Here is a 20,953-nt window from a genome sequence, read left to right as displayed (position 1 = left end):
TATCCATGCCCGCATTACTACAACTCGACCGTCTTTCCCTTGTGCTGCCCGATGGCCGCACCCTGTTTTCCGATTTGCAATTTTCCTTTGCCCCGCAACGTATCGGCCTCGTCGGTGATAACGGTGTGGGCAAGAGCGTGCTGGCGCGTCTGCTGGCGGGCCAGGCGCAGCCGTCTTCCGGCGCCGCGCGCTGTGACGGCAGCGTGCATTACGTGGCGCAGGAACTCGATCCGCAGCACTATCCCACCGTGGCGGCCCTCGCTGGCGTGACCAGCTTGCTGGCGGCGCTGGCGCGCATCGCGCAAGGCAGCGTCGACGAAGCCGATTATGCCCTCGTGGGCGAACGCTGGGATGCGCACGCCCGCCTGCGCCAGGCGCTCGATGCGCTCGATTTGCGCCATGTGGATGCCGATACGCCAACGGCCAGCCTGAGCGGTGGCGAGCGCCAGCGCATCGCCCTGCAAGGCGCCTGGCTGTCGCAGGCGGACTGGCTGGTGCTCGATGAGCCGAGCAACCACCTTGACGCCCATCAACGCGCCCGCCTGGTGGCGCAGATGGCGCGCTGGACGGGCGGCTTGTTGCTGGTCAGCCATGACCGCGGCTTGTTGGCGCACGTCGATGCCATCGTCGAGCTGTCGCCGCAGGGCTTGCACAGCTACGGCGGCAATTACGCGATGTATGCGCTGCAGCGCGCGCAGGAACAAGCGGGGTTTGCGGCGGCCTTGCAGGCGGAAAAGGCCGGCGCCAGGCGCGAACAGCGCGAGGCGCAGCAACAGGCCGAACGCCAGCAGCGCCGTGTCGGACGTGGCGAGCGCGAGGGCCGCGAAGGCAATCAAAGCAAGCTCCTGCTCGACGCGCGCAAGGAGAAAAGCCAGGATAGCCAGGGCAGGCTGCGCGTGCGCGCGCAAGAGGCGCAGCAGGCGCGCCAGCAAAGGGTGATGGACGCCAGCGCCCGCTGCGCGCCCGAGACCGAACGGTTGCTGCTGGCACCCGAGAGTGCCGTGCCGAACGGCAAGCTGCTGCTGGAGCTGCGCGAATTGGTCTTGCCGCATGGCCAGGCGCACGCCATCAACCTGGTACTGAACGGGCCGCGCCGCCTGGCCGTGACGGGCGACAATGGCAGCGGCAAGTCGACCCTGCTGCGCGTGATCGCCGGACAGCTGGCGCCCGCCAGCGGCGAACTGCGCTGCCATGCCAGGGTAGCCTGGCTGGACCAGCATGCGGGACTGCAGGACGGCGAGTGGAGCGCCGTGCGGCGCTTGCAGGAACGCCATAGCAGCATGCCGGAAGGCGAGCTGCGCACGCGGCTGGCGCTGCTGGGCATTGCCGGCGCGCGCGCCACCATGCCCAGCCGTTTGCTCAGCGGCGGCGAGCGCATGAAGGTGGCGCTGGCGGCCGAGCTGTATGCGCAGGCGCCGCCGCAACTGTTGCTGCTTGACGAGCCTGACAACCATCTGGACCTGGCCAGCCTGCAGGCGCTGGAGCAGATGCTGCTGCAATATCAGGGCGCGTTACTTGTGGTTTCGCACGACCAGGCATTTCTGGATGCGATAAACCTTGACCCGGAGGGCTTGACATTGCACAAGTGATAATTTAATGAAAAAAGTCACGCTCGATGCCTGTAGAGCATGCTTCATGAACCGATGCTGAATTTTGTTTGATTGTCGGTATAATCCACTGAATAACCGGGCCTATTTGTGAACTAAAACTGCTGGTTCACCAATATGATGACGTTTAATCTGGCACTGTTGTCGGTCACAGCCGCGCTGCCAGGGCGTCATCCTCCGTGCCCTGCCGTGCATGAATTTTGGTTTCGCTTATATTGTTTTCTTGGAGAAATAGCATGTCGTTTTACGAAAAACTCAAAGCCCTCAACATCGAACTGCCAGTCGTTGCCGCACCAGCTGCCGCCTACGTGATGCATGCCCGCACGGGCAACACCGTCTTCCTGTCCGGCCACCTGGCCAAGAAGGATGGCAAGGTCTGGGTGGGGCAGTTGGGCAAGGATGTCACGACGGAAGAAGGCAAGATCGCCGCACGCGGCATCGCCATCGAACTGATCGCCACCTTGCAAGACGCATGCGGCGGCGACTTGAACAAGGTCAAGCGCATCGTCAAGGTCATGAGCCTGGTCAATTCCACTTCCGCATTCACGGAACAGCACCTGGTGACGAATGGCGCCTCGGAACTGTTCGTCGAAGTCTTCGGCGACAGCGGCAAGCACGCCCGCTCCGCCTTCGGCGTGGCGCAAATCCCGCTGGGCGCTTGCGTCGAGATCGAGCTGATCGCCGAACTGGCCTGATCATCTGAACATGCCGGCGCCTGTCGCCGGCTCGCCTTTTCCTCCTTTCCAGCAAGAGCGGAACCGCCATTGGGGTGGAGGGATCGGTGTATTCAAGAAAAAAACGGAGACACGTAATGAAAACGAGTGAACAAGGCTTGCACCGCGGCCTGGGCGAGCGGCAGATCCGCCTGATGGCGCTGGGTGCCGCGATTGGCGTGGGCCTGTTTTTGGGTTCCGGCAACGCCATCAAGATGGCTGGCCCCGGCATCATGCTGTCGTACATCATCGGTGGCGCGGTCATCTTCATGATCATGCGCGCGCTGGGCGAAATGGCCGTGCACAATCCCGTGGCCGGCTCCTTCAGCCGCTATGCCCAGGATTACCTGGGCCCCCTGCAAGGCTATCTGACGGGCTGGAATTACTGGTTCCTGTGGCTGGTCACCTGCGTGGCGGAAATCACCGCCGTCGCCATCTACATGGGCATCTGGTTCCCCGACGTGCCGCGCTGGATCTGGGCCCTGGCGGCCTTGGGCTCCATGGGCGCCATCAACCTGCTGGCCGTGAAAGCCTACGGCGAGTTCGAGTTCTGGTTCGCCCTGATCAAGGTGGTCACCATCATCCTGATGATCATCGGCGGCACGGGCATGATCGTCTTCGGCCTCGGCAACGACGGCGTGGCCATCGGTATCTCGAACCTGTGGACGCATGGCGGCTTCTTCCCGAATGGCGCGCAGGGCGTGCTGATGTCGCTGCAGATGGTGATGTTTGCCTACCTGGGCGTGGAAATGATCGGCCTGACGGCTGGCGAAGCGGCGAACCCGAAGAAATCGATTCCCGACGCCATCAATTCCGTGTTCTGGCGCATCCTGATTTTCTATGTCGGCGCGCTGTTCGTCATCCTGTCGATCTATCCATGGAATGAAATCGGCACCACCGGCAGCCCCTTCGTGATGACGTTCGAACGCCTGGGCATCAAGACGGCCGCCGGCATCATCAACTTCGTCGTGCTGACGGCGGCTTTGTCGTCGTGCAATGGCGGCATCTTCAGCACGGGCCGCATGCTGTACAACCTGGCGCTGCAAGGCCAGGCGCCCAAGGCGTTTGCGGAAACCACGGCCAGCGGCGTGCCGCGCCGCGCCATTCTGGTGTCCGTCGTGGCGCTGCTGATCGGCGTGCTGCTGAACTACATGGTGCCGGAAAAAGTGTTTATTTGGGTCACCTCGATTTCCACCTTCGGCGCCGTCTGGACCTGGGGCGTGATCCTCGTCACGCAGATCCAGTTCCGCAAGACCTTGACGCCGCTGGAAATCAAGAACCTGGCCTTCCGCATGCCGTTCGCGCCTTACGGTTCCTGGATTTCGCTGGCTTTCCTGGCGCTGGTGATCGGTTTGATGGCGTATTTCCCCGATACGCGCATCGCCCTGATGGTCGGACCAGCCTGGCTGATCCTGCTGACGGTGCTGTACTACGTACTGGGCCTGGCGCCGAAAGAGCGGCGCGATGACGTGCCGCAAGGCTACGAGGCGGGCTGGCCGCCGGCCGATGCGCCACAGGGCAAGAAGTAATCCGGCTCGGCTGAGCTGAACCGAAAGCGCGCCCCTGCTCCAGCAGCGGCGCGCTTTTTCTTTCATATTGGCAATTCCATGTTCCCCTAGCGCCAGTGCGCGTTTTGCGGCGCACGCCTGGCGTTGTTTCCTTGCATCAAACTTCTGTTTAGCTGAGCCGATGAAAGCCCTATAATCGCTTAGTTTTGAAAATGGACGCGATCTTTCCGGTTTTTTGCCAGGTAGGGCCGGAGCGCCGTTTTTAAGTGTTTTTACCCGTCATGTTTCGAACGACACCTGACAAAACCGTAGCGAGCGGATGCGAGTTGTGGCTAAGAAGCGCAGCTGTGCGAATGCACAGTGAGCATCGCAGGCCGCAAATCACGACGCGCAGTAGGTTTTGGCAGGTGTTCAAGTGCATGCCTCATAAAGGAATGCTAGTGAGCCAAACCCTGGTCCAGAAACTTTGCCGCACCAAGCCGATCGATACCACGGTCGAATATGGTGAAGGCCTCAGCAGCAGTGGCTTGAGCCGGTCCATCGGCCTGTTTTCCCTCACCATGATCGGCGTGGGCGCCACCATCGGCACGGGCATTTTCTTTACCATGGTCGAAGCCGTCCCCAAGGCGGGCCCATCGGTCGTCCTGTCTTTCCTGATCGCCGCCATCACGGCCGGCTTGACGGCCTTGTGCTATGCGGAATTGTCGTTCCGCATACCCGCCTCCGGCTCCTCGTATTCGTTTGCCTATGCCACCGTGGGCGAGTTTCTTGCCTTCATCATGGCCGCCTGTCTGCTGCTCGAATACGGATTGGCGGGCAGTGCCGTGGCCATCGGCTGGTCGTCCTACCTGAATAATTTCCTGGAAAACGCTTTCGGCTGGCACATCCCCGAGATGCTGCGCACGCCGATGATCGTTTCCGGCCCGCATGGCATGGAGTTTCATGCCGGCCACATCAACTTGCCGCCGATCTTTTTGATCTGCATGTGCGGCTTTTTGCTGCTGCGCGGCGCCAAGGAATCGGCCCTGATGAATGCCATCATGGTCATCATCAAGCTGGCGATCCTCGTATTTTTCATCGTCATCGCGTTTTCCGGCTTTAACGCCGACAATTTCTTCCCCTTCTTCAATGCCGACAACAGCAAGGGCTTTGCCGGCATGACGGGCGTCACAGCCGCGGCCGGTACTGTCTTCTTCTCCTTCATCGGCCTCGATACGGTGGCGACGGCGGGGGATGAAGTGAAAAATCCCACGCGCAATGTGCCGCGCGGCATTCTCGGCGCCTTGCTCATCGTCACCGTGTTTTATTTGCTGGTGGCCGTGGCCGCCCTCGGTGCACAGCAGGCGAAATTGTTCGAAGGCCAGGAAGCGGGCTTGGCGGTGATCCTGCAAAACGTCACGGGCAAGACCTGGCCCGCGCTGGTGCTATCGGCCGGCGCCGTCATTTCCGTCTTCAGCGTGACCCTGGTGACGATCTACGGCCAGACGCGCATCCTGTTTGCCGTCAGCCGCGACGGCCTGATCCCGAAATCGTTCCAGAAAATCCACCCGCGCACCCTGGTGCCGGTCAGCAATACCATCATCGTCTGCCTGGTGGTGGCCGTGGTAGCCGGTTCCGTCGATGCCACGTACTTGTGGGACATGGTCAGCATCGGTACCCTGACAGCCTTCATGGTGGTCTCGATCGCCGTGCCCGTGCTGCGCCACAAGCAGGGCGCCAACCGCATCGAAGGCTTCAGCGTGCCGTTCGGCCCGTACGTGATTCCTGGCCTGAGCATCCTGGCTTGCCTGTACATCATGCGCGATTTGCCGCATACGACGTTTGTCGTGTTCAGCGTGTGGATGGCGGTGACGGTGGCCATTTACTTCCTGTACAGCATGCGGCATTCGCATCTGGGCAAGAAGGCCCGCTAATGCAGTCTGTTCCATCCAAAACCGCCGTGCTTGCCGGCGGTTTTTTTTATTTCTAACCGGAATTTACATGATGAAAATAACTGATTTGGCCGTTTGCGGCTTGCTGGCAAGCAGTCTTCTGGGCAACACGGCACAGGCCGCCCCTGCAACGGAGCCGGCATTGCGCGATTACCGCGCCGTGGCCCTGTCCGCGAATGGCCAGCGCATCGCCGCCATCGAATCGAGCAAGGCGGGCGAGCAGCCGCAGCGCCCGCATGCGGCCATCGTCGTGCGCGACGCCGCCAACGGCGCCATCGTGCAGCAATTCGATCCGTGTGCCGTGTGTTCCTACGACAAGCCAAGCTGGTCGCCCGATGGCCGGCAGCTGGCTTTCGTTGGCTACGACGCCAAGGCGGGCACGGCGCAGCTGTACCTGGCCACCCTGTCGCAGGCGCAGGCGCGTGTGTTGACCACTATCAAGGGCGTGGCCAGCACGGTGCGCTGGTCGCCGGATGGCAAGCAGCTGGCTCTGCTGGCCACGGTGGGCGCGCGCAAGCTGGCCGGCGCCGTGGAGGCTGGCGTGCGCCAGGTGGGCGAAGTGGGCAGCGAAGACGATGCCCAGCGCATCGCCGTCGTGCCGGCCAGCGGTGGCGAGGCGCGTCTGCTGTCGCCAAGCGACACCTATGTGTATGAATACAGCTGGACGCCCGATGGCCGCGGCTTTGTTGCCACCAGCGCGCAAGGCAATGGCGACAGCAACTGGTGGGTCGCCAAGCTCAGCCATATTGATGCGGCCACGGGCGCCCTGCGCGTGATCGCGTCCCCAGCCATGCAGCTGAACCTGCCTTCCGTCTCGCCGGACGGCAAGACGGTGGTCTTCATCGGCGGCCTGATGAGCGATTTCGGCTCCATCGGCGGCGATCTCTACACCGTGCCGCTGGCCGGCGGCACGCCGCGCAATCTCACACCCGACTATCGCGGCACCTTCAATGGCGTCGTCTGGCGCGGCGCCGGCTTGCTGGCAACGGCCCTGATCGATTCGCAACTGGCGCTGGTGCCCGTCGATGCGCAAAGCGGCCCGGCCCGGCCGGTGATGCTTGGTGAACTCAGCAGCAGCGGCAGCGATGGCCGCTTGTCGTTCAGCGCCGACGGCCAGTACGCTGCCGCTTCCCAGGAAGACTTTACGCACGCCAGCTATCTGGTGGCGGGACCGGTGGACCAGCTGAAAAAGATTACGCGCGACAATGACGGTTTTGCGCCGCAGCTGACGGTGCAGAACGTGGGCTGGAACAACGAGCAATACAAGGTGCAAGGCTGGCTGCTGGGGCCGTTGAAGACGGACACAGGCAAGCGCTACCCGATGATCGTCAACGTGCATGGTGGCCCCGGTGCGGCTGCCTCGCCCCGTTACGTGGGGGCGAGCACCCTGATCCATGAATTGACGCAAAAGGGCTATTTCGTCTTCCTGCCCAATCCGCGTGGCAGTTTTGGCCAGGGCCAGGCATTTACGCGCGCCAATATGGCCGACTTCGGCGGCGGCGACTGGCGCGACATCCTGGCCGGCATCGATACGGTGCAAAAAGTGGCGCCTGTCGATGGCCAGCGCCTGGGCCTGATCGGCCATTCGTATGGCGGTTTCATGACCATGTGGGGCGTCACGCACAGCGACCGCTTCAAGGCGGCCGTGGCTGGTGCGGGCGTGTCGAACTGGATCAGCTATTACGGCCAGAACGGCATCAATCAGTGGATGATCCCGTTCTTTGGCGCTTCCGCCTATGACAAGCCGGAGGTCTACCGCCGTGCCTCGCCCATCGAATCGATCAAGGCGGCGAAGACGCCGACCCTCATCTACGTGGGCGAGCGCGACGTGGAAACGCCGGCGGCCCAGTCGCTGGAATTCTGGCACGGCTTGCGCGCCATGGGCGTACCGTCCAGCCTGTTCATCTACGATGGCGAAGGGCACTCCTTCCGCAAGCCCGAGCACCAGCGCGACTTGCAGAAACGTACTATCGGCTGGTTTGAGCGCTATCTGAAATAGATCCCGGGGATTTAGCGCGGTGTCACAATATGCACGATCGCCGCGCTATGTATCACGATCTTGTCGGCATCTGCTTGCAACAGACGGATGCGCCGCTGCACCAGCGGCCAACCCGACCAGGCCACGTCGCTGACGGGCGGCGCGGCAGGGGGAGCCAGCGGCGCGCTGATCGTCGCCTGGTTGTCGAGCTGCTCCAGCGCGCGCGACAGGGTCAAACACACTTGCGTATGGCTGTGGCTGAGCAAGGCGTTGACGGGCGCGACAGGCAGCTGGCTGGCGTGGCGTCCGAGGATGGAGCGCAGGGCCGCCACGTGGGCCACCAGCAAGTAATTTTGCACGATGAACAGGTTGATGTCTTCCACGGCCCGCTGCTTGCTGGCCGGTTCGTCGAGCATGCGCACCAGCGCCGAGCTGAGCGCGGCCAAGCTGTCCATCAAGCGCTTGCGTTCGATGCGGTAGGCGAAATCATCGAAACATTTTCCCTGCAGCAGCGCGAAGCTGGCCTGCATATAGCTGAGGTTTACATTGAGCACCTGGCGCACCAGGCGCGGCAGACTCTGGTATTCCCAGTTGGCCAGCACAAAGCTGAACACGGTGGCAACGGCTGCGCCGATCAGGGTATCGATCAGGCGTTCGCTGACGAGGTTCGGGTTGCTGGGCGCCACCAGGTGCATTTGCAGCAGGATCATCAGGCTCACGGCGATGGCCGTGTAGCGGTAGCGCAAATAGATGAAGGTGGGCGTGGCCACGATGGAGAGGAACAAAATGGCCATCAGCACGATATTGCTGTGCACGAAGCGGATCACGATAGCCGTGATCACGCAGCCGATGATGGTGCCGATGATGCGGTCAGCGCGGCGCTGGCGCGTCATGCTGAACGTGGGGCGCAGGATGATGACGATGGTGAGCACAATCCAGTAGCTGTGGGCCGCATACGGCAGCCAGTGTCCGATCAGCAAGCCTACCGAGATCGCCATCGATACGCGCAGGGCGAAGCGGAACACGGGCGACTCCAGGCGCAGATTCGACAGCAGGGTTTTCAGTTCATATTTCTGCTGCGACAAGAATGGCGCCATGTCCGCGCCGCTCCAGAACGGTACGTTGTCGTAGACTTTCTGGCTGGCCAGGTGCAATTCCGCGATCATTTTCAGAATGGCGCGGATCTTGTTGCGCTGCGCGCGCAGGGTGGCCAGCGCTTCCTGCGCATTTTCTCCCTTTGCCTGCAGGCGGGCAATTTCTCCTTCGATGTCGGCCCATTCCTTGTCGTAACTGATCTGCGCATACGAGGCGCGCTTGCGCGTGACGGCGTAGGCTACGGCTTCGATGTCGCGCGCCGCCTTGTACGCCAGGTCGTGCAAGGATTTCAGCACGTCGGAGTCGGCCAGGTGCTGGCGCAGCAGCGCGTAATCCGTGTGCGTGGAAAGGATCAGTTCATATAGATCGAGCATGCATACGTGCACCTGCACGACGATGGCATCCTTGCTGTTCTTGTGGCTGCGCAAAATCAGGTCGCGGGACGCTTGCTGGCGGTCGGCTAGGATGCTTTGATGGCGCACCAGCTTGTTGAACTGCTCCGTCAGATTGAAACGCGTGTCGTAGAAATCGGCCTTGATATCGATGTAGGCGGCCAGTTCGAACAGGGCTTCGGCCAGCACTTGCTGCTTGATGCGGTGGCGCAAGACCCAGGCGATGGCCATGGCGTAGGTCAGATAGATGAGGCCACCGAGCATGAACAGTCCCGCGTGGTGGAACGATTGCTGCCACGTCATCTGGTGCTCCATCGACATGGTCATGATGAACAGGGCGGCCAGTTGCAAGGGCATGGATTTCTTGCCGTACACCACCATCATGCTGGCAAGGAAACTGACGAGCACGAGCACCGTCATCAACAGCCACTGCACGGGCCCGCACAGGCTGATCAATAAGGTGACGGCGCTGCACAGCAGTACCGAGGCCAGCATTTCGTTGAACTTGTGGCGCAGCGGGCTGGGCATGTCCATCAGGGTCGTGCACAGGGCGCCGATGCATACCGTCATGGCGGTGGCGCTATCGCTGATTTCCTGGGTCAGCAAGGCCAGGCCGACGAGACCGATGGCCACGCGCAAGCCCAGATAAAAATAATGGCTGTAAATAAAGGTGCGCAGGTTCAGTGCGTAGTGCATGGGATTACCTTGTGGGTAGGGCACAGAAAGAGGCGCCGCACCGGGGTCTCCGATGCGGCGCCAGGATGTTGCAGTTGCTACAGCCCGGATTTACATCAGGGCGATCACTGGGTAGCGCCGCCATTCCGGCTCGGCAAAGCGCTGGCAGTGTGCAAAGATGAAGTTCAGCACGGCTTCCTGATTGCTCAGCAAGGCGGGATTGGCAGCTTTCCAGTCAGCAAACTTGGCCGCCAGCGCCGGTTCATCGCGCAGCAGTTCGGATGCCATGTCTTCGAAGACGTAATCGGAAAACGCTTCTTTCTTCTCCAGCACGCTATTGAAGAAACCCCAGCGGAAGAAGCTGTCGTGCGCCTGCGGCTCCAGCGTTTCCACGGCGTAGCGGGCGTTGTCCTGGTCCAGGCTGACGACATAATCGCCCGCTTGCACGGTGAACTGGCCCGTGCGCGCTTCGAGTTCTACATGGTCGTGGAACATGTGGCCTTCGTAAGCCGTGGCGCGCGTGCCGACGGAGGCGATGTGGTAGTAGCGGGCCGTTAGCGTCTGTTCGGCGGTGATGCGGCTCATTTCGACGCCGTTCCAGCGCAGCCGTTCGATCACTTCGCGCCACGCTTGCGGCACGATATAGGCTTTCGGCGCGGCCACGGTGACGTCCGCATCGAAGCGGTTGTAGTAGGCGATATCGCGTTCCCACGGCTGCGAGCGGTCGTAGGACAGACGCTGGTAGTCACCCAGCAGACTCGGCGTGTATTGCGCCGCATAGCCCTTGAAGGGGAAGGTCGACGGCTGTTCTTCGTTCATGGCCCAGTGGATCGGCCATGCGGCTTGCGTGCGTCCCGCCGCCTTCGCTTGCGCGCGCAGCTGCTTGATCTGTTCGCCATGTTCGATGGTAAACGCCATGGTGATGTCGAGCAGGGCGCGCATGGAAGCGTAGCGGTCGGCAAACGGTTTCAGCATGTGCGTTTCCGGCATGAAACCGATGACGTGGTGCAAGGCCGCAAAGCCGGTCGAGAAACGGGGCACTTCGAGGAATTCGGCAATGCCGTGGTCGGGACTGTCCTTGACGGGATTCACGTACGGGCAGGTGGGCCAGCCAGCGTTTTCCATCTGCGCAAAGATGTGCGGCAGCATGGTGTCTTGCAGGAAGGGGCCGAGGCCGTTGCCCAGCTTATCCGTCTGCGTGTGGATCAGGGTCATCGTGTACGGGTAGTCGGCGCCGTTCGACGTGTGCGTGTCGACCATCACGTCCGGGTCCCAGCTGGCCAGCAGGCGGTTGAACACTTGCGCGTTCAGGCTGTCGCACTTGATGAAGTCGCGGTTCAGGTCCAGGTGGCGGCTATTGCCGCGGAAACCGAATTGCTCCGGGCCATCCTGATTCACGCGCGATGTATTGGCGCGGTTCAGGCTGCCATCGACGTTGTAGATCGGAATGAACAGCAAGACGGTGCTGCCCAGCGCCGCCAGGCGTTCCGGCTGCGTGCAGAGGTCGCGCACGATGGCCATGCAGGCGTCGATGCCTTCCGGTTCGCCCGGGTGGATGCCGTTGTTGTTGAAGAACACCGTGCGGCCTGCACGCTTGATCTGCTCGCGGTCAAACACGCCGTCCGCGCTGACGACGCCAGCGTGGATGGGCACACCCGAGTCGGACAGGCCGATCTGTTCGAAGTGCAGCACTTGCGGATAGCGTGCGGCGAGATCTTGATAGAAGGTGATGCATTCCAGCCAGGTCGTGGTCTGGTTGTGGTTACCGAGTTCGTAGGTCGTGCGCAAGTCTGGTGGCATAGCGGTCTGAGTCTGGGAGGGGGAAGGCGCGCTGGGTAAGTACGCCCGCTAGGGGCCAATTGTAGCACCGGCGCTCCTGCCTTGAGGCGCCGCGGGGGCTTGTTGCCGTACTTGTGTTATGAATACGTTTCACGCACGAGGGGAGGCGGCATGGGCAAGGCAGCGATGGCGGCGCTGGTGTGGGGGATATGCCTGGCGGCGCAGGCGGCGCCGTTGCGCCTGCCGGCGGGCAAGGAACCTGTGGCGCAGGGCGGGTCTGTCACGGCTGCCGCGCAGGGCGCGCTGATACGCTACCGGGGCTGGCTACTGGCCGTCGATGGGGCCGTGCCGGAAGAACGGCCTGACATCGTGCTGACGTCGGCGCAGGCGCGCCACGCGCCGCTGCTGCGGATCGGCGCCACGCAGCGCAGCCTGCCCCTGTGGTCGGCCTTCGAGCTCGTCAAGGGAAGCGCGCGCCTGCGCATCACGGCGCTGCCGGGGCCGGATGAGCTTTCCGCGCTACTGCTGGACTTTGGCGATGGCGACTACCGCATCGTGGTTCCCGCCGCCGGCATCGCGCGGCCAGCTTATCCGCTGCTGGCGCAGCGCTTTCCCGGCGCCGACCTGGCCTTGCTGCTGCAGGATGGCCGGCGGGTCATGCTGCCGTTGGGAAGTGGCAGGGCGCAAGTGTTTGGCGAAGAGCAAGCGGTACCTTACCGCTTTACCAAAGTAAAACGTTAGGCGAAAAAAAGCCACTCCCGCAGGAGTGGCTCAGGCTAAAGCGCCCGTTGCCGGGTTATTGCTTCTTGTTATTCAGCGCCCATTTCTTTCAGCAGGTTGTCTGCGTGGTCGATGTGTTTCATGTTCCACAGCATGTAGCGCAGGTCGACCTGGATCGAACGGGTGTTGGCCTTGTTGTAGTCCCAATCGGAAATGATCGAGTCCAAGGTGCCGTCGAAGGCCAGGCCGATGAATTCGCCTTTCGAATTCAGGGCAGCCGAACCGGAGTTACCGCCGGTGATGTCCAGGGTGGCCAGGTAGTCGACCGGCACGGTTTTCAGCTTGGGATCGACGAATTTGCCGAAGTCCTTGGCTTTGATCGCGGCCAGTTGATTCGCCGGTGCATTGAACTCGCCCTGGCCCGTGGCTTTGGCAACGACGCCATTGACGGTCGTGAAGGCAGACCAGGTGGTGCCGTCGGCGCCGTGGTCACGGCCGGCTACTTTGCCGAACGTGACGCGCAGGGTGCTGTTGGCGTCAGGATAGACGGCTTGGCCTTTGCTCTTCATGAAGGCAATCTTTGCTTTCATGTAGTTGGCGTAGGCTTGCTGGATCTTGCCTGCCAGTTCTTCGTCTTCCGCTTCGTTTTTCAGCGAATCCGGATACATGGCGACGGCTGCCTGGATGAAGCTGTCCTTGCTGGCCTGGAATTCGGCTGGCGTGCGTTTCAGCCACGCTGCGCGTTCTTCCTTGTCGGCCAGCTTGCTGCCCGCATACAGTTTGTCCAGGGCGGCGGACAGGTCGGCTTGCGACATGCCGTCTTTGATGCCGATGGCGGCGTCGAAGCTGGCGCGGCGTTGTGCTGCCGGTTGCGCGGCGTACTTGGTCAGGCTGTTCAATACCAGCGCCTTGTCGACTTTTTCATCGTAGGTGCGCTCGACCGACGTGATGCTCGACGACAGACGTGGCAAATCGCGCGTCTGGTAGCCGGACTTGCGTTCCGTGTCAGCCTTGGTGCCTTCGTTCGACAGGCGGTACAGGCTGCGTGCCGTGTTCAGCAGGCGTGGCTGTGCGTAGCTCAGGAAGAAATCGCGCTTGGTGTCGGCATCGCGCTCGGCGATCAGCTTTTCCACTTGCTCGATGTCGCCGGCAAATTCCGCCTTGCGGGCAGCATTCGCGTTGACCCAGGTTTTCAGGGCTTCGTGTTCCGTCGTCTTGCGCGCAAGGAAGTCGCTGCCCGCGTAGGAATCCAGCATGCCTTGGCGGTTCTTGTAGTAATTGTTCACGCCAGCAACCTGGCCCGCGTATTTCAGGGCAACATCCTTGTTGTCCTTGGTTTCGCGCGCGATGATGGCCAGGGTTTCGCCCGACGCTTTCACGAAGGCCGGGTAGTTCCAGTCAAACGTGTACGCCACTTCCGATGGCAGGCGGTGGCGGTTGGTGCGGCCAGGGTAGCCCAGGACCATCACGAAATCGCCTTCTTTCAAGCCATCCTTGGCCAGTTTCAGCACGTGTTTTGGCTGGTAAGGCACGTTGTCCTTGCTGAAGTCGGCAGCTTTGCCGTCTTTGCTGACATAGGCGCGGTAGAAACCGTAGTCGCCCGTGTGGCGTGGCCACATCCAGTTGTCGGTGTCGCCGCCGAACTTGCCGACGCCTGCCGGAGGCGCGTGCACCAGGCGCACGTCGCGGATTTCCAGTTGCTTGATCAGGTAGAACTCCAGGCCGCCGTAGTAGGCGGACACGGTGCAGCGGAAGCCGGCTTCTTTTTCGCATTCGGCCACCAGTTTCTTCTGGTTTTTCTCAATCGCGTCGATGCGTGCCTTGCCTTTCAGCTTGGCCACGTCGGCGGTGATGATCTTGTCGCTGACATTGGTCACGGCCGAGGTCACGAAGATGCGGCTGCCTGGGGCGGCCGGCAATTCTTCAGCAAACGTCTTGGCCAGGAAACCGTTGGCCAGCAAATCGCGCTCTTTGGTCGAATTGACCGCCACGCTGTTGTAGACGCAATGGTGGTTGGTGGCAACCAGGCCTTGCGGGGAGACGAACGAAGCCGAGCAACCGCCCAGGCTGACGATGGCGCCCATGGGGAATTCGGTCAGTTTGGTCAGGTTGGTCGGATCGAGTTTCAGTCCGGCCGCTTTCAGTTCCTTGGCCACTTGTGGCAGCTGTTGGGGCATCCACATGCCTTCGTCGGCGTGTGCGAAGTTGCTCAGGATGGCGAGCGCGATTAAAGATTTTTTCATTCGAGTTCTAGTCTTTTACATGAAGGGAAGTCGGAACCAACGTGTACCCAGTGTTTTTTCTCAGCGGGCGACCTAGAGTATCCGTATCGAACTCGCACTAGTCAATCACATTTTCCCGAGGGCATGTTTGTAGTTGCTTGTAAAAATTGCACTATTTTCGCCGTTGCAGGGGCAGGAGTGGGCTGTGAACGGGCATTTTCTCGTGCCGCGGCTGTGGTATTGTCCATACAATTGTCTTGCCGGCAATAAAAAATGGCCGGGCGCTTGCGCGGCCCGGCCACTTGCTGATGCGCTGCCATGTGTCTGCTTAGCGTATTTTGCCGCGGCGCAAAAGATTCACGATGCCCAGCAGGATCACGGCGCCCAGGAACGAGACCAGCAGAGAAGCCAGGCTGAAATTGTCGCTATTGATGGTGCCCGTGCCGAACAGGGGGGCCAGCAGCCAGCCGCCGAGGAAGGCGCCGACGATGCCGACGACGATATTGAGGAAGATGCCCTGTTGCGCATTCGTTTTCATGACCATGCTGGCCAGCCAGCCGATGACGCCGCCAATAACGATCCAGATAATGAAATTCATGTAGTCCTCCGCGCGGTGGATAAGTGGGTGTGCCATGTCAGAACAACATCATGCCAATGGATAGTGATGCCGCACGATAGAAAAGTCCAGCGGATTCGCGCTGCGCATGCAAAAGCCCGCCTGGCTGCGGGCAGCGAGGCGGGCTTGTCATGTGGCAAGGCCGTGTTTAGTCGGCCTTGATGGCTTCCACCTGGATGGCCAGCTTGACTTCCGGCGAGAACGCCGGCATGCCGTAGTTCAGGCCAAAGTCGCTGCGCTTGAATTCCGCCGTGGCATCGGCGCCGCACACTTCGCGCTTGTAGCGCGGATGCATGATGCACTTGAACTTGCTCACGTTCAGCTTGACGGGCTTGGTTACGCCCAGCAGCGTCAGTTCGCCATCGACTTCCACCAGCTGGTCGCCGTCGAACTTGAGCGATTTGCTCTTGTAGGTGATTTGCGGGAATTTTTCGACGTTGAACATGTCCGCTTTTTTCGCGTGCGTGTTCATGGCGTCGAGGCCGAAATCGATCGAATCGGCGTCGATGACGAGGTCCAGGCTGCCCGTCTTGGCGGCGCGGTCCAGGGTGACCGTACCCTTGGTCTTGTTGAACTTGCCGCGCCACACGGACATGCCCATGTGATCGGCTTCAAAGCTGGGGAAAGTGTGCGTCGGGTCGAGGTTGTAGGTGTCGGTAGCGGCCATGGCCGAACCGGCGCCGGCGGCTGCCAGCACGGCGATCATCAAGTGCTTCAATTTCATTGAATTCCTAACTAAGTTAAACAACAGATTTTTGGGCGGTGATCTGATATGTAACGCCTGAAAAATGTTCAGGGCCAGGCGCCTTGCCGAAGGCAGTACGAATAGTACGACGAGGCAAGAGCAACGCAGCCATGGACGTTTTCTCAGGTGTTACTGCGCAGCGACGTGGAACTTGATGGTGACCTCGTCGGCAACCATGCTCGTGTCTTTCCACTCGCCTTCGCCGATGTTGTAGGTCAGGCGCTTGATCGGCAGGGCGCCGTCGAAGGCATATTTGCCGCCATCGGCTTTGACCGTCAGGGGGAAGGTCACGTCGGTGGTCTTGCCTTTGATGCTCAGCTTGCCGCTGACCGTCAGCTTGCCCGCGCCGGCGGCCTTGATGCTGCTTGAAACGAAGGTGGCTTTCGGGAACTGGGCCGCGTTAAACCATTCTTTCTTGGCCACTTCCTTGTTGTATTCCGGATCGCCGATATCGATGCTGGCCGTTTCGATTTCCACCGAGGCTTTCGAGGCGTCCGGCGTGGCCGGGTTGTAATCGATGGCGATATTGAATTTCTTGAACTTTGCTTCCACGGGCACGTTCATTTGCTTGAACACGGCCGACACGCTGGTCTTGGCGGGATCGACTTTCAGCAGGGTGGCGGCGGTGGCGGCCACGGACAGGCCCAGCAGGGAAGCGAGGACGATGCGTTGGGTGGTTTTCATCTTATTTTTCCTGGAGTTTCAGTGAGCAAGGGTGAAGTCGGTGTTATGGCAGCATGCGTTTAAGTACGCCGTCTTTGTCGATAAATTGATGCTTCAGCGCCGCCAGCACGTGGGCGGCCACGGCGGCGGCCATCGTCATGTTCAGAACATAATGAATCTCTTTTAAAAGTGGCTTAAGTTCCGGGTTCGGCGCCATGATGACGGGCAGCTGGAACAGGCCCAGGTAGACCACGGGTACGCCGGCGGCCAGCGTGTACAGGTAGCCGGAAACGGGCACGGCGAAGATCAGGATGTACAACAGCACATGCATGGCGTCGGCTGCCTTCTTTTGCCAGGCAACCATGCTGGCAGGGTGCGGCGGCGGCACATTGGCCTTGCGCCACAGCAGGCGGATGGCGGCGATGGCCAGCACGGTCACGCCCAGCCATTTATGCCACGAGAAATATTTGAGCTTGGTGGGCGTCAGGCCGGGAATATCGACCATGACCAGGCCCATGATGAAGGCGCTGATGATCAGCAGGGCGGTCAGCCAGTGCAGGATGATGGCGGTGGTGGTGTAGCGTTGCATCGACGGCTTTCTTGAAAGTAGTACGTATTAGGACTAATTCGGCCTAATATACCAAAGAAAAGCAATTTACGCTGCGTGCTGGAGATTCTACAAGAAAGATTGCCGGAAAAACCGCGGGGCGGGCAGCATTTGTGTGCTGGCCGCCCCGCGGGAGTGGGATCGCATGATCCCCATGTGGAAACTGCTTAGATGGCTTTGGCCAATTGCGCCGCGATGCCGATGTAGTTACCCGGCGTCATGGTCAAGAGCACGTCCTTGGCATCTTGCGGAATGGCCAGGCCATTGACGAAGGTTTGCAGCGCTTCTTTCGAGATGCCCTTGCCGCGCGTCAGCTCTTTCAGCTGCTCGTACGGGTTTTCGATGCCATAGCGGCGCATCACGGTTTGTACGGGCTCGGCCAGCACTTCCCACGTCGCGTCCAGGTCTTGCGCCAGGCGCGCGTGGTTCACTTCCAGCTTGTTCAAGCCGCGCAGGCAGCTGTCATAGGCCAGCAGGGTGTAGCCCAGGCCCACGCCGATATTGCGCAGCACGGTCGAATCCGTCAAGTCGCGCTGCATGCGCGAGACGGGCAGTTTTTCCGACAGGTGTTTCAGGACGGCGTTGGCCAGGCCCAGGTTGCCTTCCGAGTTTTCGAAGTCGATCGGGTTGACCTTGTGCGGCATGGTCGACGAACCGATTTCGCCCGCTTTCAGTTTTTGCTTGAAGTAGCCCAGCGACACGTAGGTCCAGATGTCGCGGTTCAGGTCCAGCAGGATTGTGTTGGCGCGCGCGAAGGCGTCGAACAGTTCAGCCATGTAGTCGTGCGGCTCGATCTGGATGGTGTACGGATTGAAGACCAGGCCCAGGCGCTGTTCGATGACGGCCTTCGAAAATGCCGGCCAGTCGAAGCCAGGGTAGGCCGACAGGTGGGCATTGTAGTTGCCGACGGCACCATTCATCTTGCCGAGGATTTCCACTTGCTCGATGCGTTTCACGGCGCGCTGCAAGCGGGCCACGACGTTGGCAAATTCCTTGCCCAGGGTAGTCGGGCTGGCCGTCTGGCCGTGCGTGCGCGACAGCATCGGCACGTCGGCGTTGTCGTGCGCGATCTGCGTCAGCTTGGCCACCAGGCCGTTCAATGCCGGCAGCATCACGCCATCGCGGGCGGCTTTCAGCATCATGCCGTGCGAGGTGTTGTTGATATCTTCCGAGGTGCAGGCGAAATGGATGAATTCCGACGCCGCCACCAGTTCCGGCACGTCCGCCACTTGTTCCTTCAGCCAGTATTCGACAGCCTTGACGTCATGGTTGGTGACCGCTTCGATGGCCTTGATGCGGGCCGCGTCGGCTTCCGAGAAATCGCTCGCCATCTTGTCGAGCAGGGCGCTCGCTTCTGCCGAGAACGGCTTGATTTCAGCGAAACCGGCTTGCGACAGCGCTTGCAGCCAGGAGATTTCCACTTTCACGCGGTGGTGCATGAAACCGGCTTCGGACAGGATCGGGCGCAGCAGATCGGTCTTGCTGGCGTAGCGGCCATCGAGCGGAGACAGGGCCGACAGCGTGGAATACGGAGTAGTAGAAGTCATGAGAGCGGACGCAAGTTAAAGAAACGGTTGGCGTGTGGCGCGCGGGGAGGGCAGGGCTATTGCAATACAGCAACACTGACGGCGCCACAGTAAAGGGCGATTTTACCACCGCTGGCCGCTGGTCAGCCGTCCGTCGGCCGTCGGCGTATCGCAATTTGGCCGAATCCGGCCCCGATGCGGCGTGCCTGCCACACACTGGGGGCCGCCGGGCGCGTGCTGCCAAACACTGCTGCCGCCGATGCTATACTGCTTGCTGCTCTTTTACCTTAAAGTACCTATGAAACTGATCGGTTCCCTCGCCAGCCCGTATGTCCGCAAAGCCCGTATCGTGCTGGCGGAAAAAAAGCTCGACTATGTCTTCGAGCTGGAAAACGTGTGGGTGCCGGAAACCCGCATCGCCCAGGCCAATCCCCTGGGCAAAGTGCCTTGCCTGGTGATGGAGGATGGCAGCACGCTGATCGATTCGAAAGTCATCGTCGAATACCTCGACACGCTCACGCCCGTGTGCAAGCTGCTGCCGGCCGGCGGCAATGGCCGCGAGCGGGCCGATATCAAGAATTGGGAAGCACTGGCCGACGGCATCCTCGACGCTGGCGTGCTGGTGCGCCTGGAGCGCACGCAGCGCCCGCCCGAGCAGCAAAGCGCGGCCTGGATCGCGCGCCAGCTGGAAAAAGTCACCCTGGGCCTGGCGGCGCTGGAAGCACGCCTGGGCGAGAGCGCGTATTGCGCCGGCAAGAACTACACCCTGGCCGACGTGGCCGTGGGCTGCACCCTGGGCTGGCTCAGCTTCCGCTTCCCGGAAATCGACTGGCGCGCGGACCATCCTGCGCTGGCCCGCCTGTTCGACAAACTGTCCGAGCGGCAGTCGTTCAAGGATACCGTGCCGCAGTGAGCGTACGATGACCGGTACCGATTCGAAGGCGCAGCAGCGCCTGCAGATGGCCGATATCGCGCGCCTGGCCGGCGTGTCGACGTCCACCGTGTCGCGCGCCCTGAGCGGCAGTTCGCTGGTCAATGAAGAAACGCGCGCGCGCGTCATCGCGCTGGCCCGTTCGCTCAAGTACTCCATCAATATCGGCGCGCAAAACCTGCGCCTGAAACAGAACCGCACGGTGGGCGTGGTGGTGCCGTATGACGCGGCCACGCGCCAGCACCTGTCCGATCCTTTCTTTCTGAGCATGCTGGGCAGCCTGGCCGATGCGCTGACGGAGCAGGGCTTCGACATGCTCATTTCGCGCGTGGATGCGGAAACGCTCGATGCGGCCGCCCAGTCCTTCGATAGCGGCCGCGTGATCGGCATCATCCTGATCGGCCAGTGGCGCCACCATGAACAACTGAACCAGCTGGCCGCGCGCCAGGTGCCCATCGTCGTGTGGGGCGCGCAATTGCCGCAGCAGCTGTATTGCACCGTTGGCGGCGACAACGTCGCCGGCGGCAGGCTGGCCACGGAGCATTTGCTGGCGGCGGGACGCCGTCGCATCGCCTTCTTTGGCGACGCCAAGCTGCCCGAAGTGGCGCAGCGCCACCAGGGCTATGCGCAGGCGCTGGCCACGCACGGACTGGCGCCCGATCCGCAACTGTACGTGGCCGGCTCCTTCCTGCCGCAGGGCGGCGCGACGGACGTGCAGGAACTGCTGGATCGCCAGCTCCCCTTCGACGCCATCTTTGCCTGCAGCGACTTGCTGGCCATGAGCGCCATCAGCGCCTTGCGCGCGCGTGGCGTGGCCGTGCCGGAACAGGTGGCCGTGGTCGGCTACGACGATATCGAACTGGCCGCGTATTTCCACCCGCCGCTGACCACCGTGCGCCAGCCGATCCGCGCCGCCGGGCGCGCGCTGGTGGCCTCGCTGCTGGCGCTGGTCGATGGCGCGCCTGCGCCATCCCGGCAATTGCCAACTGAGCTGATCGTACGCGCCTCGGGCCGGTAAAGCGTGGTTGCAACCGATTGCAATAATTTCAAAATTTCCCACTATTTTTCATGCTGCATGGCAGCATGAAAAACCCTGCCCTCGTATCAATTTCCGCCTGCTTCCCTCTTTACTGCCCGTAGCGTTCCCTTAAAAACAACATAAATTCCATGTTGCAGTGCTCGATTGCAATCGATTGCAATAAATTCTTATTCGTTGAATAATGACGTACCGGCTCAGCCAGCGCG

At 61.3% G+C, this 20,953-nt stretch carries 16 protein-coding genes; 8 read left to right on the top strand and 8 right to left on the bottom strand.

The genetic code is table 11. The features are described 5' to 3' along the window. Positions 1–5 precede the first annotated feature (5 nt). The 5 genes from CSQ91_RS19100 to CSQ91_RS19080 all read left to right on the top strand — a co-directional run bounded on the left by CSQ91_RS19100 (position 6) and on the right by CSQ91_RS19080 (position 7,758). Complete coding sequence (locus CSQ91_RS19100; protein ID WP_099389234.1) at positions 6–1,589, top strand: ATP-binding cassette domain-containing protein; 1,584 nt, start codon at positions 6–8, stop codon at positions 1,587–1,589. 254 nt (positions 1,590–1,843) lie between these two features. After that, complete coding sequence (locus CSQ91_RS19095; protein WP_034778908.1) at positions 1,844–2,302, top strand: RidA family protein; 459 nt, start codon at positions 1,844–1,846, stop codon at positions 2,300–2,302. Positions 2,303–2,418: 116 nt separating this feature from the next. Further along, complete coding sequence (locus CSQ91_RS19090) at positions 2,419–3,849, top strand: amino acid permease (RefSeq protein ID WP_099389233.1); 1,431 nt, start codon at positions 2,419–2,421, stop codon at positions 3,847–3,849. A 419-nt stretch (positions 3,850–4,268) separates the two neighbouring features. Next, complete coding sequence (locus tag CSQ91_RS19085) at positions 4,269–5,741, top strand: amino acid permease (protein WP_080753216.1); 1,473 nt, start codon at positions 4,269–4,271, stop codon at positions 5,739–5,741. 67 nt (positions 5,742–5,808) lie between these two features. Next, the gene (locus CSQ91_RS19080; RefSeq protein WP_257217403.1) at positions 5,809–7,758 is read left to right on the top strand and encodes a S9 family peptidase; all 1,950 of its coding nucleotides are present in this window, start codon (positions 5,809–5,811) and stop codon (positions 7,756–7,758) included. Between the two features lie 11 nt (positions 7,759–7,769). On the opposite strand, the gene CSQ91_RS19075 is transcribed toward CSQ91_RS19080, so the two are convergent. Both CSQ91_RS19075 and CSQ91_RS19070 read right to left on the bottom strand, forming a co-directional pair. Next, on the bottom strand, positions 7,770–9,920 hold the full coding sequence (locus CSQ91_RS19075) for an FUSC family protein (protein ID WP_099389232.1): 2,151 nt from the start codon (positions 9,918–9,920) through the stop codon (positions 7,770–7,772). Between the two features lie 90 nt (positions 9,921–10,010). After that, on the bottom strand, positions 10,011–11,699 hold the full coding sequence (locus tag CSQ91_RS19070) for a M14 family zinc carboxypeptidase (protein WP_099389231.1): 1,689 nt from the start codon (positions 11,697–11,699) through the stop codon (positions 10,011–10,013). 150 nt (positions 11,700–11,849) lie between these two features. Here CSQ91_RS19070 and CSQ91_RS19065 point away from each other — a divergent pair, with 150 nt between their 5' ends. After that, positions 11,850–12,419: a hypothetical protein gene (locus CSQ91_RS19065; protein WP_099389230.1), complete on the top strand. Its 570-nt coding sequence runs from the start codon at positions 11,850–11,852 to the stop codon at positions 12,417–12,419. 68 nt (positions 12,420–12,487) lie between these two features. On the opposite strand, the gene CSQ91_RS19060 is transcribed toward CSQ91_RS19065, so the two are convergent. The 6 genes from CSQ91_RS19060 to purB all read right to left on the bottom strand — a co-directional run bounded on the left by CSQ91_RS19060 (position 12,488) and on the right by purB (position 18,798). Then, complete coding sequence (locus tag CSQ91_RS19060; RefSeq protein ID WP_099389229.1) at positions 12,488–14,641, bottom strand: S46 family peptidase; 2,154 nt, start codon at positions 14,639–14,641, stop codon at positions 12,488–12,490. A 307-nt stretch (positions 14,642–14,948) separates the two neighbouring features. After that, a complete protein-coding gene (locus CSQ91_RS19055; RefSeq protein WP_034778894.1) occupies positions 14,949–15,218 on the bottom strand; it encodes a GlsB/YeaQ/YmgE family stress response membrane protein in 270 nt (89 codons plus the stop codon). A gap of 166 nt (positions 15,219–15,384) precedes the next feature. Then, complete coding sequence (locus tag CSQ91_RS19050) at positions 15,385–15,960, bottom strand: YceI family protein (RefSeq protein ID WP_070281807.1); 576 nt, start codon at positions 15,958–15,960, stop codon at positions 15,385–15,387. 150 nt (positions 15,961–16,110) lie between these two features. Beyond that, positions 16,111–16,665, bottom strand: coding sequence for a YceI family protein (locus CSQ91_RS19045; RefSeq protein WP_034778891.1), 555 nt, complete (start codon positions 16,663–16,665; stop codon positions 16,111–16,113). 43 nt (positions 16,666–16,708) lie between these two features. Further along, positions 16,709–17,233, bottom strand: a complete 525-nt coding sequence (locus CSQ91_RS19040) for a cytochrome b (RefSeq protein ID WP_070254748.1) — start codon at positions 17,231–17,233, stop codon at positions 16,709–16,711. A 185-nt stretch (positions 17,234–17,418) separates the two neighbouring features. After that, a complete protein-coding gene (purB, locus tag CSQ91_RS19035; protein WP_070281806.1) occupies positions 17,419–18,798 on the bottom strand; it encodes an adenylosuccinate lyase in 1,380 nt (459 codons plus the stop codon). Positions 18,799–19,075: 277 nt separating this feature from the next. Between purB and CSQ91_RS19030 the strand changes: the two genes are divergently transcribed. Together CSQ91_RS19030 and CSQ91_RS19025 are read left to right on the top strand one after the other, a co-directional pair. Then, on the top strand, positions 19,076–19,690 hold the full coding sequence (locus CSQ91_RS19030) for a glutathione S-transferase N-terminal domain-containing protein (protein WP_070281805.1): 615 nt from the start codon (positions 19,076–19,078) through the stop codon (positions 19,688–19,690). A 7-nt stretch (positions 19,691–19,697) separates the two neighbouring features. Further along, a complete protein-coding gene (locus tag CSQ91_RS19025) occupies positions 19,698–20,726 on the top strand; it encodes a LacI family DNA-binding transcriptional regulator (protein ID WP_099389228.1) in 1,029 nt (342 codons plus the stop codon). Positions 20,727–20,953 lie beyond the last annotated feature (227 nt).

This window comes from Janthinobacterium sp. BJB301 (assembly GCF_002735685.1).
GTDB classification, from domain to species: Bacteria; Pseudomonadota; Gammaproteobacteria; order Burkholderiales; family Burkholderiaceae_D; genus Janthinobacterium; species Janthinobacterium lividum.
Note: the sequence above shows the minus strand (reverse complement) of the source record. Positions and strands in the feature narration are given on the sequence as shown.

Bases quoted from the DNA above. Each gene is read 5' to 3' on its own strand.
- purB (WP_070281806.1), bottom strand. From the start codon at position 18,798: ATGACTTCTACTACTCCGTATTCCACGCTGTCGGCCCTGTCTCCGCTC.
- CSQ91_RS19055 (WP_034778894.1), bottom strand. From the start codon at position 15,218: ATGAATTTCATTATCTGGATCGTTATTGGCGGCGTCATCGGCTGGCTG.
- CSQ91_RS19080 (WP_257217403.1), top strand. From the start codon at position 5,809: ATGATGAAAATAACTGATTTGGCCGTTTGCGGCTTGCTGGCAAGCAGT.
- CSQ91_RS19095 (WP_034778908.1), top strand. From the start codon at position 1,844: ATGTCGTTTTACGAAAAACTCAAAGCCCTCAACATCGAACTGCCAGTC.
- CSQ91_RS19075 (WP_099389232.1), bottom strand. From the start codon at position 9,920: ATGCACTACGCACTGAACCTGCGCACCTTTATTTACAGCCATTATTTT.
- CSQ91_RS19100 (WP_099389234.1), top strand. From the start codon at position 6: ATGCCCGCATTACTACAACTCGACCGTCTTTCCCTTGTGCTGCCCGAT.
- CSQ91_RS19045 (WP_034778891.1), bottom strand. From the start codon at position 16,665: ATGAAAACCACCCAACGCATCGTCCTCGCTTCCCTGCTGGGCCTGTCC.
- CSQ91_RS19025 (WP_099389228.1), top strand. From the start codon at position 19,698: ATGACCGGTACCGATTCGAAGGCGCAGCAGCGCCTGCAGATGGCCGAT.
- CSQ91_RS19070 (WP_099389231.1), bottom strand. From the start codon at position 11,699: ATGCCACCAGACTTGCGCACGACCTACGAACTCGGTAACCACAACCAG.
- CSQ91_RS19090 (WP_099389233.1), top strand. From the start codon at position 2,419: ATGAAAACGAGTGAACAAGGCTTGCACCGCGGCCTGGGCGAGCGGCAG.
- CSQ91_RS19030 (WP_070281805.1), top strand. From the start codon at position 19,076: ATGAAACTGATCGGTTCCCTCGCCAGCCCGTATGTCCGCAAAGCCCGT.
- CSQ91_RS19050 (WP_070281807.1), bottom strand. From the start codon at position 15,960: ATGAAATTGAAGCACTTGATGATCGCCGTGCTGGCAGCCGCCGGCGCC.
- CSQ91_RS19060 (WP_099389229.1), bottom strand. From the start codon at position 14,641: ATGAAAAAATCTTTAATCGCGCTCGCCATCCTGAGCAACTTCGCACAC.
- CSQ91_RS19065 (WP_099389230.1), top strand. From the start codon at position 11,850: ATGGGCAAGGCAGCGATGGCGGCGCTGGTGTGGGGGATATGCCTGGCG.
- CSQ91_RS19040 (WP_070254748.1), bottom strand. From the start codon at position 17,233: ATGCAACGCTACACCACCACCGCCATCATCCTGCACTGGCTGACCGCC.